Annotated in this window: 13 protein-coding genes; 5 read left to right on the top strand and 8 right to left on the bottom strand. The window is 65.3% G+C overall.

Annotated features, from left to right (window positions below; genetic code table 11):
- Window positions 1-105 precede the first annotated feature (105 nt).
- The 4 genes from NYQ83_RS06010 to NYQ83_RS06025 form a co-directional block, all read right to left on the bottom strand.
- Window positions 106-1,212 carry an endonuclease/exonuclease/phosphatase family protein gene (locus NYQ83_RS06010; RefSeq protein ID WP_261213286.1) on the bottom strand — a complete coding sequence of 369 codons (1,107 nt, stop codon included), beginning with the start codon at window positions 1,210-1,212 and terminating at the stop codon, window positions 106-108.
- A gap of 20 nt (window positions 1,213-1,232) precedes the next feature.
- The gene (locus NYQ83_RS06015) at window positions 1,233-2,147 is read right to left on the bottom strand and encodes a cation diffusion facilitator family transporter (RefSeq protein WP_261213288.1); all 915 of its coding nucleotides are present in this window, start codon (window positions 2,145-2,147) and stop codon (window positions 1,233-1,235) included.
- A 15-nt stretch (window positions 2,148-2,162) separates the two neighbouring features.
- Window positions 2,163-2,627, bottom strand: a complete 465-nt coding sequence (locus NYQ83_RS06020) for a hypothetical protein (RefSeq protein ID WP_261213290.1) — start codon at window positions 2,625-2,627, stop codon at window positions 2,163-2,165.
- Between the two features lie 571 nt (window positions 2,628-3,198).
- A complete protein-coding gene (locus NYQ83_RS06025) occupies window positions 3,199-4,059 on the bottom strand; it encodes a DMT family transporter (protein ID WP_261213292.1) in 861 nt (286 codons plus the stop codon).
- 115 nt (window positions 4,060-4,174) lie between these two features.
- Here NYQ83_RS06025 and NYQ83_RS06030 point away from each other — a divergent pair, with 115 nt between their 5' ends.
- Window positions 4,175-5,008, top strand: a complete 834-nt coding sequence (locus NYQ83_RS06030) for a helix-turn-helix transcriptional regulator (RefSeq protein WP_261213293.1) — start codon at window positions 4,175-4,177, stop codon at window positions 5,006-5,008.
- A gap of 233 nt (window positions 5,009-5,241) precedes the next feature.
- Here the strand turns inward: NYQ83_RS06030 and NYQ83_RS06035 are convergent, their stop codons facing one another.
- Entirely contained in the window at window positions 5,242-6,135 is an 894-nt protein-coding gene (locus tag NYQ83_RS06035) for a LysR family transcriptional regulator (protein WP_261213295.1), read from the bottom strand.
- Between the two features lie 110 nt (window positions 6,136-6,245).
- Between NYQ83_RS06035 and NYQ83_RS06040 the strand changes: the two genes are divergently transcribed.
- Both NYQ83_RS06040 and NYQ83_RS06045 read left to right on the top strand, forming a co-directional pair.
- Entirely contained in the window at window positions 6,246-7,109 is an 864-nt protein-coding gene (locus NYQ83_RS06040; protein ID WP_261213297.1) for an NmrA/HSCARG family protein, read from the top strand.
- A gap of 76 nt (window positions 7,110-7,185) precedes the next feature.
- Complete coding sequence (locus NYQ83_RS06045; protein ID WP_128292546.1) at window positions 7,186-7,668, top strand: tetratricopeptide repeat protein; 483 nt, start codon at window positions 7,186-7,188, stop codon at window positions 7,666-7,668.
- Between the two features lie 358 nt (window positions 7,669-8,026).
- Here the strand turns inward: NYQ83_RS06045 and NYQ83_RS06050 are convergent, their stop codons facing one another.
- On the bottom strand, window positions 8,027-8,968 hold the full coding sequence (locus NYQ83_RS06050; protein WP_128292545.1) for a LysR family transcriptional regulator: 942 nt from the start codon (window positions 8,966-8,968) through the stop codon (window positions 8,027-8,029).
- A 142-nt stretch (window positions 8,969-9,110) separates the two neighbouring features.
- Between NYQ83_RS06050 and NYQ83_RS06055 the strand changes: the two genes are divergently transcribed.
- Window positions 9,111-10,130: a zinc-dependent alcohol dehydrogenase family protein gene (locus tag NYQ83_RS06055; RefSeq protein ID WP_128292544.1), complete on the top strand. Its 1,020-nt coding sequence runs from the start codon at window positions 9,111-9,113 to the stop codon at window positions 10,128-10,130.
- Between the two features lie 469 nt (window positions 10,131-10,599).
- Here NYQ83_RS06055 and NYQ83_RS06060 read toward each other — a convergent pair whose 3' ends face one another.
- Window positions 10,600-13,662, bottom strand: a complete 3,063-nt coding sequence (locus NYQ83_RS06060) for a transporter substrate-binding domain-containing protein (protein ID WP_261213302.1) — start codon at window positions 13,660-13,662, stop codon at window positions 10,600-10,602.
- 536 nt (window positions 13,663-14,198) lie between these two features.
- Between NYQ83_RS06060 and NYQ83_RS06065 the strand changes: the two genes are divergently transcribed.
- Window positions 14,199-15,647 carry a DUF2252 domain-containing protein gene (locus tag NYQ83_RS06065; RefSeq protein WP_261213303.1) on the top strand — a complete coding sequence of 483 codons (1,449 nt, stop codon included), beginning with the start codon at window positions 14,199-14,201 and terminating at the stop codon, window positions 15,645-15,647.
- A gap of 65 nt (window positions 15,648-15,712) precedes the next feature.
- On the opposite strand, the gene NYQ83_RS06070 is transcribed toward NYQ83_RS06065, so the two are convergent.
- A complete protein-coding gene (locus NYQ83_RS06070; protein WP_261213304.1) occupies window positions 15,713-16,612 on the bottom strand; it encodes a LysR family transcriptional regulator in 900 nt (299 codons plus the stop codon).
- Window positions 16,613-16,720 lie beyond the last annotated feature (108 nt).

A 16,720-nucleotide genomic window follows, 5' to 3' on the forward strand; every position in this document is an offset into this window, starting at 1 on the left:
TAAGTTTCAAGCTCCTTGCGGGAGCTCTGCCCCGGCCCTCTGTGGCCGGGGCTTTTTTGTGGGGATCCGGCTTGTGACGAGCTGCGGGCGCCGGCGGCTACGTTGTCACTCCGACTTGGCGCGCCTTGCGGCCTCGAAAGAGGCTTGCACGTCCTGAAGATCGTCCGGCTGCAGCTCGGGCGCGCTCTCGCCCCCGGAGCGATCCGGTCGATAGCAAAGTTCGGCCATGACCGGGAAATGGTCGGAACCAAAACCCGGCAGCACCTTGAAACCTTCAAGCGTGAACGAATCCTGGAAAAGGATCTGGTCGAGAGGCCAGGAGATAACCGGATTGCCGGCCTTGAAGCTCGCATAGAAGCCGCGTCCGATCCTCGGGTCGAGGAGCCCGCCCCCCCGTGCCGCGCGCCGCGTCACGCCCTCCCAGGGCACCGCATTGAAATCGCCCGCCAGGATGCTGGCGTCCTGAGAAGAACGGGCCTCGAGTGCCGCCTTCAGGATCGAACCGTCGCGCAGGCTCGCCGGTTGCGACCAGGCGAGCGGCGGGTGCGGATGCAGGCCGATGAACTGCACGTTCGCAGCCCCGGGGAGCCTCACATCGGCGAACAGCGTCGGCGTATCGACACCGAAGAAAAAGCGAAACTCATGAGAGGCCAGAGCCTTCTTCGAGAAGAAATGCAGCCCGAAGGCGCCCTCGTCCTCGGGAATGTACTGCACGTGATCTGAGAAGCTCTGCTCCAGCGGCGCCAGATGCCGGTCCCACCACCGATCCGTCTCCAGGATCAGCAGGAGATCGGGATCGGCGTCGGAGACGAGGCGGCGGAAGGCATCGGCCTCTTCGTTGCGCTTTTGCACATTGGCAACCATCACCTTGAGCGTCGCACCGCCTGGACAGGCCTCCGCACCGATGGCGGACGGTGCGCCGAGCCCGCTATAGGGATAAAGCGTTTCCGCGTGCCAGGCGATGACGAGAAGCGTGAGCCCGGCGACGACCGAGGCAGACTTCCAGCTCCCGCCCCGCCGTACCAGAAAGATGCTCAGATAGACGCAAAGAAGCGCGGCAAGCGCGATGGCGAATTGCAGGCGCGGAAAGTCCGCATAGCGGACCCACCAGGTATCGCTTCTCACCAGCGGCAGACAGGAGAGAGCCGCGAGCGCGAGAATGAGGCAGGCAAGCCCCGCAGACGCAAAGCTCAGCCACCCGCTTTGTCGCAAGCCCCCCACCGAACCCGGCTTCAAGCCCCCTCACGGGGCGCGAAAGAGAGATTGGCGAGACGCCATGCGCGGTCCGGATCTCCCGCCCAGTAATCCTTCAGGGCAACCGCCTTTGTCGGCGCCTCTGCGCCGACCACCTCGGCGGCGATGTAGCGGCCTGTCTCGCGAAGCCGCACCTCCGCTTCCGGAAAGCGCTCTTGGAGCCCCTCACGCAAGGCCTTTGCGTCGTCCGCAATGGCCGTACCGCCGAGTTCGCGGGGCATCCCGTCGATGAGCTCCGCCATCGCCACGCGCGCGGCACGATAGCCGTCGTGAACGATGTCGAAGGCGATCAGGGCCGCCGCGGCGGAATCCGCCCACCACAGGCCGAAGCCGACGCCGACGATGCCGAGAATGCCCGCCACGCCCGTCATCCAGTCGGCCTTCTGCATCAGCGCATCGGTGTGCAGCACCTTGTCCTTGAGCCGCTCGGCGATCGGCTTCTTCAGCCGCCCGAGGATGACCGGCGGCACGACCGAATAGGCGAGCGCTGCCATCATCGCCCAGCCGATCCAGATGGTCTTCCCGAACACCTCCAGGGGACCAAGCGTCGGATGCTCCATGGCGATGAGTTTGCTGCCGGAATCGTAAAGGAGATAAAGCCCCATGAAGGCGAGCACGCTCGAGGAGGCGAGAAAGGCGAGGCTGTTGACGCGCTGGAAGCCGTAGGGAAACCTCCGGTTCGGAGCTTTCCGTTCGAAATGCACGGCGAGCAGGAACACGGTTGCGGGCAACAGGCCGAGAAGATCCTCCGTCCAGGCCGATTTCATCGCCTGGCTCGATCCCATGACGAGAAACATGATGACGACGATCGAGGCCTGCCACCCGAGCGTCCACCATTCAAGGTGGATGGCTCGGTTCAGGTCCGACTTCAGCTTATCCGGCACCGGCGGCATCGCGGTCCTCCTGTCTCAGGCCTTCTGCCTCAGGGTCTTCTGCCTCAAGGTCTTCTGAACGAACATCAGCCAGCGGTTTTCGCCCGGCCGCACGGCGGCCCGCAGCACAGGCTCATGCGCAGACGGCGATTTCGCTTCCGCCGGCGCGGTAAAGGCCACCCGCTTCTTCCAGGGCGAGGCCTTGGCGAACTCCCCCAGGACGAGGTCGATGTCGCCGTCCTCGAGCCGGCGCAGAAGAACTTCGTCGCTGCCGATCTCGAACTCCGCTTTGACGTATGCTGCCTGCGCGACCCGTTCGGCGAGCGCGCGCTCCTCGCCCTCCGCCGGACCGTCGGCCACGATGCCGGCATGCAGCACGCCCCTCTCCTTCACGTTCTGCATGGTCCCGGCGATGTCTTTGGGAAAGCCGTCACAGCCGGCAAGGAGGGGAATGAGGAGGGCTGCGGCAAGGCTCAGAAAAAGGCGGCGTGTTTCAGTCATGGTCGCTTGTGGTTCTTCGATGCGAGAGAGGCGGGCACGCGGCGGCCAAGGCCGTCAGAGCGGCCGGATGCCACTGCGGTCTCGAAGTCCGTCCTCGCCCATTCAACACATGCTCCCCGGCCGAGTTCCGCGCCGCGTCGGGGCCAGCGGACAGGCTGACAGGCGGGCGCGGCCCGTGGCGAAGACGGAATCCGGCAAAGGACGCGAGGCCTGGTTCGACGCCTTCGTCGACTGGGACGACGTCGTCGGGTTTTACGAAGCCGCGACATCGGTTTTTCGGCCGACCAGGTCGTCGGCTCAATGCGTTTCAAGCTCCTTGCGGGAGCTCCGCCCCGGCCCCTGTGGCCGGGGCTTTTTTGTGGGAGGCGCGGGAGTGCAGGCATGCGCTCGCTGCTCGTTGACGTCGCGGTCGTCGCCCCCTCAAATCGGACATCGGCCCGATTTGCGTCATCCCTCGAAGGGGTCGCCCGCTGCTTTCGCGCAGCAGCCGCGCGTCATTGGGCTTCGGGGGGGGGGCGTCGGTCGCACGTCGTCAGCGACGCGAGCAAAACCCGCGTTCGTCATGCCGTGCTCACCGTCTCCAGAACATGACGACGTTTCCGACGACCGCAAGCGCTATGCCCAGGATCGATATCGGGGTCCACACATACCCCTCGAAGAGGGTCGATGCGGCGAGCGCGACGATCGGGAAGAGAACGGTGGCGTAGCCCGCTTTCGCCGATCCGATGCGGGCGACCAGCATGAGATATGAGGTGAACCCGACGATGGAGCCGACAATCGCGAGATAGAGCAGCGCCGTCCAGTAGACGCCTCCTAAAGGCATGACCAGCGGCTGTCCCGTCGCGGTCAGTATCGCGAGAAGGCACAGCGCCCCGATCCCCATGCCCCAGGCATTCGCGGTGACGGGGGTGATGCCGAGACGCGTGTTCTGCCGCGAGGCCATATTGCCCCAGGAGAAGAACGCCGTGCCGAGCACGGCCCAGCCGATGCCGCGCAAAGTCTCGGCGCCCCCGCCCATGTCGATGTCCGGCCAGAAGAGACAGACGACGCCCGTGACGCCCAAGGCTCCGGCCAGCACCGTCTGCCGGCTGATCCTCTCGCCGAAGAAGAGCCGCGCATTGATGGAGTTGAAGATCGAGGCCAGCGAAAAGATTACCGAGACGAGGCCCGAGGGCACGAGCGACGTTGCGGTGTAGAGCCCCACGAAGTTCAGGCAGAAAAGACAGAGCGCCTGCACCACGACGAACCGCCAGACGGCCGGCCTTCGCAGGCGGCGCATCACCGCAAGGCCGGCGAGCATCAACACTCCGGCCAGGGCGAAGCGGTAAAAAATCGAGACGGTGACGGGAACGTCGCCGACCTGCGCAGCGATGGCGATCCACGTCGTTCCCCAGACGAGAACGGTCGCGACGAAGAGGAATGGGGTGGTCATCTGACGCTCCTGTGGCGCGTCATCTACGCCGTCCCCGCTCCGGCCTCTTGCACGATCTTGCGGCGGATTGCGATCCGGCCATTCCCTGCCGTGCACGGCTGGCCTAGAGGAGCTCATGGCCTCTGTTCGCGATTTCCTTCTCGGCTCTCCGGTCGCCCGCGCGGCCGCGACGCTCGATCTTGGCGGGGGCCGCGGCGTCACGATCTGGGAGAATCACGACGACCGCGTCTCCTACGATGGGGCGCGAGGCCATGCCTTCAGCCTCTACCTCGAAGGCGGCACCGGCACGCGGCGCGTCGACGGGCGCGGCGCGCGCGGCTGGCCTGGCGCGGTCTGCATCTTCCCCGACGGGCAGAGTTCGCACTGGGAGATCACGACGTCCTCCAGCTTCGTGCATCTCTACCTGCCCGACGACCGTCTTCGTGCCGACTTCTCGCGCATTCACGATTGCGACGCCCGCCGGCTCGACCTGCCGGAAATCACCTTCGCCGAGATGCCGGCCTTGGCCGCACCGCTCTATGCCCTGGCCCGCGCGGCCGACGCCGGCGACATCCTCTTCGCCGACGCCGCCATGGCCGAAATCGTCGGGCAGATCGGCTCTCGCCGGATTTCTCTGCGCGGCGGGCTCGCCCCCCATATCCTGCGCCGCATCGACGATTATATCGGCTCACATCTCGACGCGACGATCCGCCTGCCGGACCTTGCCGCGCTCGCGGGTCTTTCGCCTTTCCACCTCCACCGGATGTTCCGCGCCTCGCGCGGCATGGCCCTGCACGCCTGGATCACCGAACGGCGCATCGACCGTGCCAAGGAGCTGCTGCGCGGCACCGACCCTCTCGTGCAAATCGCCGCGGCCTGCGGCTTCTCCAGCCAGAGCCATTTTGCACGCGCCTTCAAGGCGAGCGTCGCCACGACACCATCTGCCTGGAGATCTGCGACGCGCAATTGATGGCATTGAAGCGATGAAAGAAGAGCTCCGATCCACCTCCGCTCCCTCGACGACAGCAACGCGCGGCCGAAAGACCTCGCGGCCCGGTTCGACAACCACATCAACCGCAGCGACGCCGCCGGGCTCTGAGACACCACGAAATCGCCTGGGCGACGTCGTAAAAGGGTGGCGGGCGGACCGCCTGGTTCGAGGTTGCACCGACTGAGACGCGGACTTCGTTTTCGAGCCGAGGGTCAATGTGCGCTATAGACGGCCAATTCGTCTGAGCTGCCGGTGGGAAACGCTTCCTTCAGGAGATCGAGGAACGCGGAGACCCGAGCACTGAGAAGACGCCGCGACGGATAGAGCGCCCAGAGTGCGATCTCAGAGCCTGGTACGTCGCCCCAATGAACGAGCCTGCCCTCGTCAAAATCCCGTTTCACGAGCGAGATGGGAAGCTTGGCCGCGCCGACCCCCGCAAGGATCACGTCGCGAACCATCGGCAGTGACGACAGGCGAAGCACCGGTTCGGTCGCCATTGTGCGTCGCCCTTGCAACGTTGCCATCTCCCAGGTTCCGTTCTGCCCGGAAGATACATGGATCACGACGGGAAGGACGTCACCGTCGCCCGGCTGCTTCATCGACGGGCTCGCCGCGACAACCAGCCGATCGCGCAGAAAGGCGCGCCCCACCAGGCTTTCGTCGGGGGCCGGGTTCACCCGAATGACGAGATCGTAGCCTTCCTCGATCATGTCGACCGGGCGATCGTCGGAGGTCACTTCGAGCCGCAGGTCCGGGTATCTGAGCGCAAGTTGCGCAGCCAGTCGGCCCATGACCATCTGCGAGAACAGAAGCGGTGCGCTGATGCGAAGCCGACCGCGCACTGCCCCGCCCCCCGAGGCGATCGCCGCGGTCGTCTCCTCCAGATCACTGAGCAGCGCCGACGTCCGCTCGTGAATCGCACGTCCTTCCTCGGTCAGCTTGAGGTCGCGAGCTCCCCGTTCGAACAGACGCAAGGCCAGCGCGGCTTCCAATTCCGCGACGCGTCGCGACAATGTCGCTTTCGCACGCCCGGAGGCGCGGGCGGCTTTTCCGAACCCTCCATGCCTGGCCACGAGGTTGAAGTCGGCGAGAGCGAGGAGATCCATGTGTTCCACCAGCGAGACAGAGGGTCTTAATATAGCGGCTATTGGCGCATAAATGGATCGCTAATTTGGGTCCTAGCCAAACGGCTTGAAACCCAAACGGAGCCAAGAACATGACCATTCTCGTCACCGCAGCCACCGGCCGTGTCGGCCGGCATCTCGTTCGTGAACTCGTCGAGCGCGGCGCGAAAGTTCGCGTCCTCACCCGCGATCCCGCCAAGGCCGATTTCGACGACCGCGTCGAGGTCGTGAAGGGCGATCTTCTCGACATTGACGCCCTGCGCGCCGCCTTCTCTGGCGTCACCTCGTTCTTTCTGCTGAATGCGGTCACCGGGGACGAGTTCACGCAAGCCATCATCGCGCTGAACATCGCCCGCGAGGCCGGCGTCGATCGTGTCGTCTACCTTTCGGTGTTCGACGCCGATCGTGCCGTCAACGTTCCTCATTTCGCCGTGAAGTACGGCGCCGAGCGGATGCTCGAAACGATGGGCTTCGGCGCCACGATCCTGCGGCCGACCTACTTCATCGACAACGAAGTCATGGTGCGGGACGTCATCCTTCAGCACGGCGTCTACCCGATGCCGATCGGCAGCAAGGGCGTTGCCATGGTGGACACCCGCGATATCGCCGGGGCCGCCGCCATCGAACTCATGCGCCGCGAGGAGGCATCCGGTCCGTTGCCGATGAAGACCATCAACCTGGTCGGCCCGGACACGTTGACGGGCTCGAACATCGCGCAGATTTGGACCGACGTGCTCGGACGACCTGTTGTCTATGGCGGGGATGATCCGAGTGGCTTCGAAGCGAACATGGCGGCCACCATGCCGAAGTGGACCGCCTACGAAATGCGTCTGATGGCCGAGCGCTACGTCAGCGACGGCATGATCCCGGACGAAGGCGACCGCGAGCGTCTTGTCGGCCTTCTCGGTCGCCCGCTTCATTCGTACCGCGAGGCTGCGGTTGCCCTCGCGGCATAGCCTGGACCGGCCATGACAGACCTGCCGATCGAGCCGACACCATCGCCGCAACCGCCAATCGAGTGCCAGAACCGTCATGGACGACCCCGCCACACCCCCGCCTCAGATCGAGTTCGTGCAAGCGGCCCCCGCGGCCGAACTCGATGAGGCCCTGCATCAGCGGATTGTCGCGTTCTCCCGGCGCGGTGACGAATTCGCCGAGGCCGGTCGCTTCGCATCCGCTCTCACCGCATACGACGAAGCGGTCGCCCTTCTGCCCGAACCGAAGAGCGAATGGTCGGCATGGACCTGGTTGCAGGCGGCGCGCGGAGACGCCTTCTTCCTCGAAGGTGACTGGCCGGCGTGCCGGGACGCGTTTCGCAAGGCCGTTGCCGGCCCCGACGGGCTCGGCAATCCTTTCATCCATCTCCGCCTGGGCGAATGCGCGCTCGAGCTCGGAGACGAGGATCGAGCCAAGGACGACCTGATGCGCGCCTATATGGGCGGCGGTTCTGAGATCTTCGAAGACGACGACCCCAAATATCTCGCATTTCTGAGGCGCTTTGCCGACATCGACTGAGGTGAACCGGACCGAGCGCCCGATACGCTCGCCCGCCTCATCGCCATGGGCATCGCCTTGCTTGCCGTAACCGGCCGAGCGCAAGCGCGAGCCGGCATGGCGGATCGGCAAGCTTTGGCAGGCCCCTGACGGCCGAGACTGTCGCCAGCCCGGCACGGTTCGACCGATCGTCCGGCACCCGGCTGAAAGCCCGGCACCCGGCCGGGCGATGACGAGACGGCTCTTTCACGCAAAGCCGCGCAAGCGATCTCGTCCGCCCCCGCATTCCGCTTCCCGCCTTGCTGACGCGATAGCTGACCGCCGTGTTTCCACTCATTAAACAAACGCGTGTCCCGCCTCGGCAACTCGGACTTTCACATTAGAGCATGGCGGTTCCGCTGCCGCGAATGTCCTTCGAACCCGGATCCGTCCCGAGTTTGATGAAGTCGATGAAGACTCGCAACACAGCCGGCATCCGAGTTCGATTTGAATAATAAAGATAAAAGCCTGGCAGCTCCTCGCCGTAATCGGCCAGGACCCGCAGCAGTTCGCCGCGTTCGAGATGCGGCGCGACGAAGTCTTCGGGCAGGAAGGCGAGGCCCATTCCCTGCAGGGCTCCTGCGAGCAGGAGATCGGTATCGTTGGTGGTGAAGGCGTTCTCGACCGCGATCGTTTCCGAGGCCCTGCCGGCCCCCGCGAAGCGCCACGGTAGAAGGGCGCCGCTTCCCGCAAACCGATAGCTGAGGCAGCGGTGGCGGGAAAGGTCCCGTGGCGTCTTTGGCGGTGGGTGCGCAGCAAAGTAGTCCGGCGAGCCGACCACGGTCGTCAGGATGTCCGGCGTCAGGCGCACCGCGATCATGTCCCGGTTCACTTCGCCGCCGATGCGCACGCCGGCGTCGAAGCCTCTTGCCACGATATCGGTGATCTCGTTGTCGATCACGAGGTCGAGCTCGACCCCCGGAAAGGCTGCAGCGAAAGCACCGAGGCGCGGCATCACCACCAGCTTGGCCGCGATGCTCGGCAGATTGATCCGCACGACGCCCTTGGGTTGCGATTGGTAGGCGCCTGTCTCGCGAAGGGCGGCGTCCATCTCAGCAAGGGTGGGTTCGATGCGGGCGTAGAGGCCCTGGCCCGCCTCCGTCGGCGCGACACTGCGTGTCGTACGGTTGAGGAGCCGGACTCCCAGTCGTTCCTCCAGCGAGCGAATGGCGCGGCTGAGGGCGGAGGGCGATAGCCCGAGCCGCTTGGCGGCGCGGCGAAAATTCCGCTCTTCCGCCACCAGTGCGAAGGCGCGCAGCTCGGCAAACTCGCTTGGCGTCATTGTGCATTCCCGCGCAACAAATGATGCCGGATTAGCACTATTTTTCTGCACGATTCCAGGATGCACATTCCCCTCAACACCGGAGCGCACCGATCGCCGATCGATCGGGCGGCCTCCGGCTCCGACCAACGAGGATATGAGCATGACGGAAATGCAGCGCTGGGAAATCGATGCGGTCGGGCTTGATCGACTGCAACTGCACGAACGTCCGATGCCGACGCCCGGCATTGGCGAGATACTCGTGCGGACGGAAGCCGTCGCATTGAACTACCGCGACAAGATGGTGGTCGAAACCGGGCGCGGCCTGCCGCTCCGCTTCCCCTTCACACCGGGATCGGATCTCGCCGGCGAAGTCGCAGCTCTCGGCGAGGGAGCCTGTCTGTTCGCTGTCGGGGACCGGGTCGTCTCGACACCGACGCCGGACTGGATCGACGGCCTTCGTCCCGGCACGGCCCGCACTCCCGCCTACCAGACGCTTGGTGGATATTATCCGGGCGTGCTCGCCGAATATGTCGCAATGCCGGAAGTCTGGTTTGCGAAGGCACCCAAAAGCCTCGAACCATGGCAAGCGGCGACGCTGCCGGTAGCCGGGCTGACGGCGTGGTCGGCGCTCGCGGAAAGCGTAAGGGTGCGCGCAGGGGACACTGTGCTGATCCCCAGCACCGGCGGTGTCGCACTGTTTGGTCTGCAGATCGCCAAGGCAAGCGGCGCGGAGGTCATCGTCTGCGGCCAGCCCAACAATGAAGCGCGAGTGCGCGCTCTGGGCGCGGATCACTTCGTGGATGCCGGTGCGAAAGACTGGATGGAGGAGGTCTACCGGATCACCAGCGATCGCGGCGCCGATATCGTCCTGGAGGTGATCGGCGGGGCGCATCTCGGCCAATCGGTCGAGCTTGCCGCCGTGGGCGGCCATGTCTGTCAGATCGGCGCTCTTGATGGCTTCGAGTTCAGCTCCGCCGCAATGCCCCTGATGCTGAAGAACGTCACCATTCACGGCATTGGAACAGGCAGTCGCGGCGCGCTGGAGCGCCTCGTGCGGGCGGTGGACCGCGCCGGCATCCGCCCGGTGGTGGACGCGCGCTATCCGCTCGCCGAATTGCCCGCCGCTTTCGCGCATCTCGCTCGCGGTCCCTTCGGCAAGGTGGTCATCGACATGAGGTAGCACTGTGACGAATCAGCCGCCGCGCAGAATCTCCACACACGTCCGCTTGGAAATGACCCGTCACGGGCAGAAACGACAGGGAACCGGTCGGGTGCGGTATGGTGGCTTTCCGCCATACCGCACTGAAAGCCGCCAGGCCGCTTTCGGCCCATTCTCGCCGAAGACCGAACGACACTCGCAGGCGATGAGCGGAAGCCCGCTTTGAAGTAGGATCCGAGCCGACACCATCGGCGCAACCGCCGATCAAGTGCCAAACGTCGGCATGGACCACCCCGCCGCCTCCGATCGAGTTCGTGCAAGCGGATGCCCTGCATCAGCGGATTGTCGAGCTCTCCCAGCGCGGTGACGAATTCAGCGAGACTGGCCGGTTCGCGTCCGCTCTCACCCCGCCCCGTCAGCCTCGCAGGAAACCGCCCGAGTCGCAACACAGCAGCCGCGCGTCTCACGGCTGCATCAGAGCCGCGCCCCCCTACTCCGCCCCCTCCATCTCCCCACGGCCTTCCGCCTTCACGTCGGCGCCCTTGTCAGCCCGCGTCTCGCCCACCACCCGGTTGCGGCCGCGCGCTTTCGCCTCGTAGAGCCGTGCATCGGCCTCGCGCACGAAATCGCTGAGCTTCGCCTCCGGCGCGGGGATCGCCGCATAGCCTCCGAGACTGATCGTCAGGCGCCAGGTCTCCTCGCCGGTCGAAAACGGCTCGCCTTCCACGCGCCGGCGCAGAAGCTCCAGGCGATCGAAGAAATCCTCGCTTGCCCCGCCGAGCGTGAAGATGATGAATTCCTCGCCGCCATAGCGGCCCAGAATGTCGCCGTCCTCGCCGAAAATTGCGCGTGCCAGGCGGGCGATGTGGCGCAGGCATTGATCGCCGAAGAGGTGGCCGCGCGCATCGTTGACGTTCTTGAAATGGTCGACATCGATCATCGCCACCGAAAACAGCCAGCCATTCCTCTGGCACAGGGCGAATTCGTCGGCGGCGCGCGCGTCGAAATGGCGGCGGTTGTAGAGGCCCGTCAGCGCATCGGTGATCGACACGTCCTGAAGCTTCTGGTTGGCGCGTTCGAGCGCGGCGTTGAGGCGCCGCAGCTTGCGGTTCCAGTAAACGACGAGAACGAGGGTGACGAGCGCCACCCCGCCGAGGAGAAGCAGGCGGCTGTAATCGACGCGCTGGTCGATGCGCACCAGCATCTGCCGGCTCAGCATCGTCTGCACGTCCTGCTCGTCGAGGCCGGCGACGAGTTTTGCAAAAATCGCCGCCAGCATCGGCTCGTCGGCGCGGGTGGCGATCGAGGCGCGCCAATCCTCAAAAATGCGGCCGGCCACCTTCACGTCGTAAAGCCGCTTGGAGGCCAAGAGATAGCCGAGGCTCGGCAGCGTGCCGAGGGCGGCGTCGAGCTCGCCCTGGCGCACGCCCGTCAAAGCCTCCGCCTCGCTCGCCACCTCCACCAGGTTAACGTTCGGATAGCGCTCCTGCAGAACGCGCAGCGGGCTTTCGCCGGGGGCGATGCCGACGCGCTTGCCGGCCAGATCGTTCATCGTGCTGACGATCGGCTCGTTGAGCGAGCTTGCCACCGCCATCGGCAAGACGAGATAGGGCAGCGTGAACGTCCAGCGGTCGTCGGCCGCCGCGCTGTCGGTGACGAAGGGCAGGACGTCGCATTCGTAATCTTCGGCCTTCTTGAGGCCGCCGCCCCAGATCGGCACCGGCACCACCTGCCAGGAAAAGCCGCCCTGGCGGGCCAGCCGCTCCATCACCTCGGAGGCGACGCCGGTGAAATCGCCATCCGTGTCGACGGAGGTGTAAGGCGGCGTCAGAGGATCGACGCAGACCTTCAAGACGCCCTTGCCATCGAGATAGCTGCGCTCTTCGCTCGTCAGAAGCGGGCGCTGGCGCTCCATCCCGGCGACGGTCGGCCCGAGCCAGCGCGTTTCGAGCTCGTTCCACCGCGCAGCCGACATGGCGCTCATCGCCCGGTCGATGATGCTGCGCGCATAAGGATAGCGGGGCGACACGCCGAAGCGCAGATCCTCGCGCTCCACGCCCGGCATCAGAAATTCGCCGCCGATATCGATGTTGATGAGCCCCAGACGCCGGATGATGGCGCTGCCGTTGGACAGCGCCAGGATCGCCGCATCCACCTCGCCGCGCGCCAGCGCCTGCAGGATTTCTTCCTGCGTCGCGTAGGTGCGCAGATCGGCGACGCGCGCCTTCAGCGCGTCGGCATAATAGATCTCTTCGGCGATGCCGACGCTGTGGCCCTCGAGCGATTCGAGACCGCGATAGAGGCCGAAGCCGGAGCGCACGAAGACGGCGTTCGGGATGCGGTGATATTCGCGCGTGAAGAGCGTGTAGTCTTCGCGCTCGGCCGTGCGCGACATGTTGCTCATGATGTCGATGTCGCCGTCGCGAAACGCCTGCAGAATGTTCGCCCCGCTGTCGTAGACGGGGATCATGGCAAGCCCCGTCGCGGCGGAGATCTCATGCATCAGATCGACCGCAAACCCCTGCCCCCTGCCGTCGCGCAAGAAACTCAAAGGCTCGTAATCGCTGATGAGGCCGACCTTCAAAGGCGGCGCATTGGCGACGAATTGCTGCTCCTCCGGCAGAAGCCGCAGGGGCCCTGCGGAAAACACCCGGCCGCTGCGATAGCTGAGCCAGCGCTCGGTGATGGCGGCGAGCTCTTCCGTCGGCAGCGCGGCGACGGCCTTCGCCAAAATCTCGTGCAGCATCTCCCGGTCGCGGTCGCGCGCAGCCTCGGCCGCCACGCCCTCAGCGGCCCTCTGCGATGCGTTCCCGGCATCTCCCCCCACATGTTCGGCTTCCGCCTTCAGCACGCCCAGGCGGAAATCTTCAAGCGACACGCCGGCGATCGGCACCGGCCCGACTGCTTCCACATTGGAAAAGCCGTTCTCGCGGGCGAAGAAATTGCCCGTCATCTCCGCCGCGATCACGGCATCGACCCAGCCGAAGGCGAGCGCCGCCATCAGATCGCGGTAGGTGTCGTATTCGACGGGTTCGATGCCCGCCTTGCGCAGGGCGCCGCCGTAATAAATGTCCTTGATGACGCCGATGCGCTTCTTCGACAGCGCCTCCACATCGATCGGCGGCGCGAGCGGATGGTCGACGTTCTGGAAGATCACCGTGCGGCGCTGGTGATAGGGATCGGTGAAGGCGATGAAAGGCAGGCGGGCCTCGGTCAGGGAGATGTCGGCAACGACCTCGAGCCGGCCGGCGCGGAAATTGCCGTAAATCTCCGGCCAGGTGCCCATGCGCGGCACGAAGGTGAGGCCGCTTTCCACCTCGATGCGGTCGAGCACATCGAGCGTCCAGCCCATCATCGAGCCGTTGCGGAAAAACGAATAGGGCTCGTTGTCGGCGACGACACCGACGGTGACGGTCGGATGCTCGGCCACCCATTGGCGTTCGGTCTCGCTCAATTCGACGGCGCGGCCCGGCGCGGCCGAAGCGATGAGGACGAGCGCCGCCACGATCAAAGCGAGGCTGCTGCGAACAATCCCCATAAGGCGAGGCGACATTCTCGGGTACGGTCCGGTCAACATTCTCATCCCACTGCATCCGGCCCGCGAATGCCGACCTGCCGAATCCGGCGCTCGCGCCGGCTCTCAATCCCGCCCCCTCGATTGCGGTCCCGATGTCGCCGTCGGGTGCGGCATGCACCTCCGCCAGATGCATCCGCGGCGGGGGACCGAACCGCCATTTCTCCCCCCGCCTTCGCTCCATCACGTCCTCGAACGCAGAACGCAATCCGTAGGCATCACCTAGTGACACGCCTGCGAACTTGGAAAACATCCAAAGCCTGCTTGAAGCTGAAAACGCAAGGCAGAGGCCGCAGGCAGGCGGACATTCCCCGGCGGAATGGCACATTTCGCAGAGATTGGTGCAGGAAGCCCACAGCCGGCGCGACGGTCCGGCCCACCCCTGTCACCAAGCGGCGCCCCCGCAGCGTCGCGGCCCTACAGAGCCCCGTCCGGAACGGTGCCCCGGAACGGCCCCCTCGGAACGGCAACTCCTGGTTTGCGTTTTCAAGCTGACGCCAGAGGAAAGAGCGACCATGGCCGAAGCGAAGAAAAAGCAGTCAACAGACAAGCCGGCGAGAGACAAGGCGGACACGAAGACCCAATCCGCCGACATCAAGCCCGCCCGCAAGGCCGGCGGCCAGCGCGACGCCTTTCGTGACCTCGCCCAGCGCATCGCCTCCGGCGAACACATCGTCCCGCCCGTGCTCCTCACCGGCCAGGCGCGGCGCGAGCACGTCCGCTCCACCTTGCGGGAAGACCATGCCCAGCGCATCGAGCAGCGCAACCATGGCGCGCGGACGAAATTCGACGCGCTCGCGAAGGACTTCTTCAAGTTCTTCCGCGGCACGGCGCTTCTCTTCTACCGCGATCTGGTGGGCCAGGATTCCAACATGCCCTCCGTCATGGCGCTCGGCGACGTGCATCCGGAAAATTTTGGCATCATGCCGGATGAAAACGGCGCACCCATTTTCGGCGTCAACGATTTTGACGAGACGATCTACGCCCCCTTCACCTTCGACATCAAACGCGGCGCCGTCGGCTTCTGGATCGCCGCGCGCGAGGAAGGCGGCCTCACCCGCAAGAAGCGGCGCAAGGTCGTGAAGAAGTTCGTCAAAGGCTACCTCAAGGCGATGGAGGCCTATGCCGAGCACGCGACGGAGAAGAACGACGATTACCGCATGGACAATTCGCCGAAAGTCATCCGCCGCCTCTTCAAGGAAGCCTGGGAAGACCGCCACGACTGGCTGTGGGACGATTATCTCAAAGGCTCCGGCCGCGGCTTCAAGGCGAGCGACGAGCTGCAGCCGATCTCCAAAGAGGTGGCAAAATTCCAGAAGGCGGTCGACGATCTGGCGAAATCGAACGGGATCGACGCGCCCGACCGCGCCGGCGAGCTCAAGGTCAAGGATGTGTGCGTGCGCCACGGCCAGGGCACGGCCTCGCTCGGCCTGCCGCGCTATTACGTCCTCATCGAAGGCCCCTCGAAGAACGCCACCGACGACATCATCATCGAGTTCAAGCGCGCCCGCCGCTCCGCCCTCGACGGGCTCGCCCCGCCCTCCGAATTCGATGCCGGCGCCAAGGCCGACCGCATCGCCCACGGCCAGGCCGTGCAGCTCGCCCATGGCGACATCTTTTACGGCGCCGTCGAAATCGACGGCGAGAGCTTCATGAGCCGCGAGCGCGCGCCCTTCCGCGACGACATCGATCTCGACGAACTGAGTTTCGGCACCTGGAAGGACTACGCCGAAGTCTGCGGCGCAGCACTCGCCAAGGCGCATGCGCTCTCAGACGATCTCGGCCAGATCGATTACGACGTCGAACCCTCGATCATCGCCGCCGCCACGCCGCGGAAACTCTTCATCGCCGATCTCGTGCGCTTCGCCGAAGAAGCCGCCGACCGCCTCCAGGCCGACCACCAGCATTTCCGCGAAGACCACGCCCTCGGCGCCTTCGACTGCATCGACATGGTTTATCGGTGAGGAGAGAGCGGCGACCGGACCGCCCAGAACGGGACACCGAAGCCGACAGAAGGACGGCGCGCTCGTCAGGAGGGCTCGCCGGGGGATTTCAGCACCGTCTCGAAGACCATCTCCCGGAACCATTTCTGTTCGGGGTCGACATCGAACCTCGGATGCCACATGGCGGATACGGAAATGCCCGGCACCGACACCGGCAGTTCTATTCCGACCAGATCGGAGCTCAGGACGGAGCGGGGGATCTGCGCGATCACATCGGACCGGCGTGCGATCGCCATCGCGTCGGGAAATCCCGGTACGACCGCCACCACCTTTCGAACAAGGCCGAGGCGGGCCAACGCCTCATCCACCGGCCCAGTCGTCTGGCCGCGTCGGGACGCGACCACATGCAGGCAATTTGCAAAACGCTCCGGCGTGACCGGCGCGTCGAGCAACGCGTGACCGGGACGCGCGGCAGCGATGAACTCGTCATCGAAAAGCCGCCGGGTCAGGATTTCCGGCGCGAAATCCCCTAACACGCCGATCTCCAGATCAGCGGCGCCTTCGCGCAGCGGCGTCCCATCCTTCACCCGTTTCGCCGCCAGCTTCAGACGGGTCTGCGGTGCCGCCGAAAGCATCCTTTGGAGCAGGGGCGCTGCAAAGCGGTGGATGAACCCCTCATTGGCGCGGAGCGAAAAGGTCCGGCTGAGGGTCTTAAGCTCGAGACCATGCTCGTCCCGGGCGAGCGCGCTCTCGACCCGAGCCAGCAGCGCGGGCACTTCGGCGGACAAGGCAACCGCGCGCGGAGATGGCACCAGCCGCGATCCGGCGCGCACGAGCAGCGGGTCTCCAGTGACCTTGCGCAATCGCGTCAGATTGCGGCTCATCGCCGATACGCTCAGGCCAAGACGTGCGGCCGCTTCGGTCACGCTGCCGGTCGCGAGCAAGGCATCGAGCGCCCGCAGCAGGTTGAGATCCGTATTTGCCATGCGCCGGGTATGAGCAAGACTTGCATGGCGCGCAACTTGTTTTTGAAGGTGATGCGCCTCGCGAAACCATCTTTTGCTCCCTAGCTTGCAGAGAACATTGTTCGAACT

The sequence above is a fragment of the Afifella sp. JA880 genome (assembly GCF_025379905.1).
GTDB classification, from domain to species: domain Bacteria; phylum Pseudomonadota; class Alphaproteobacteria; order Rhizobiales; family Afifellaceae; genus Afifella; species Afifella aestuarii.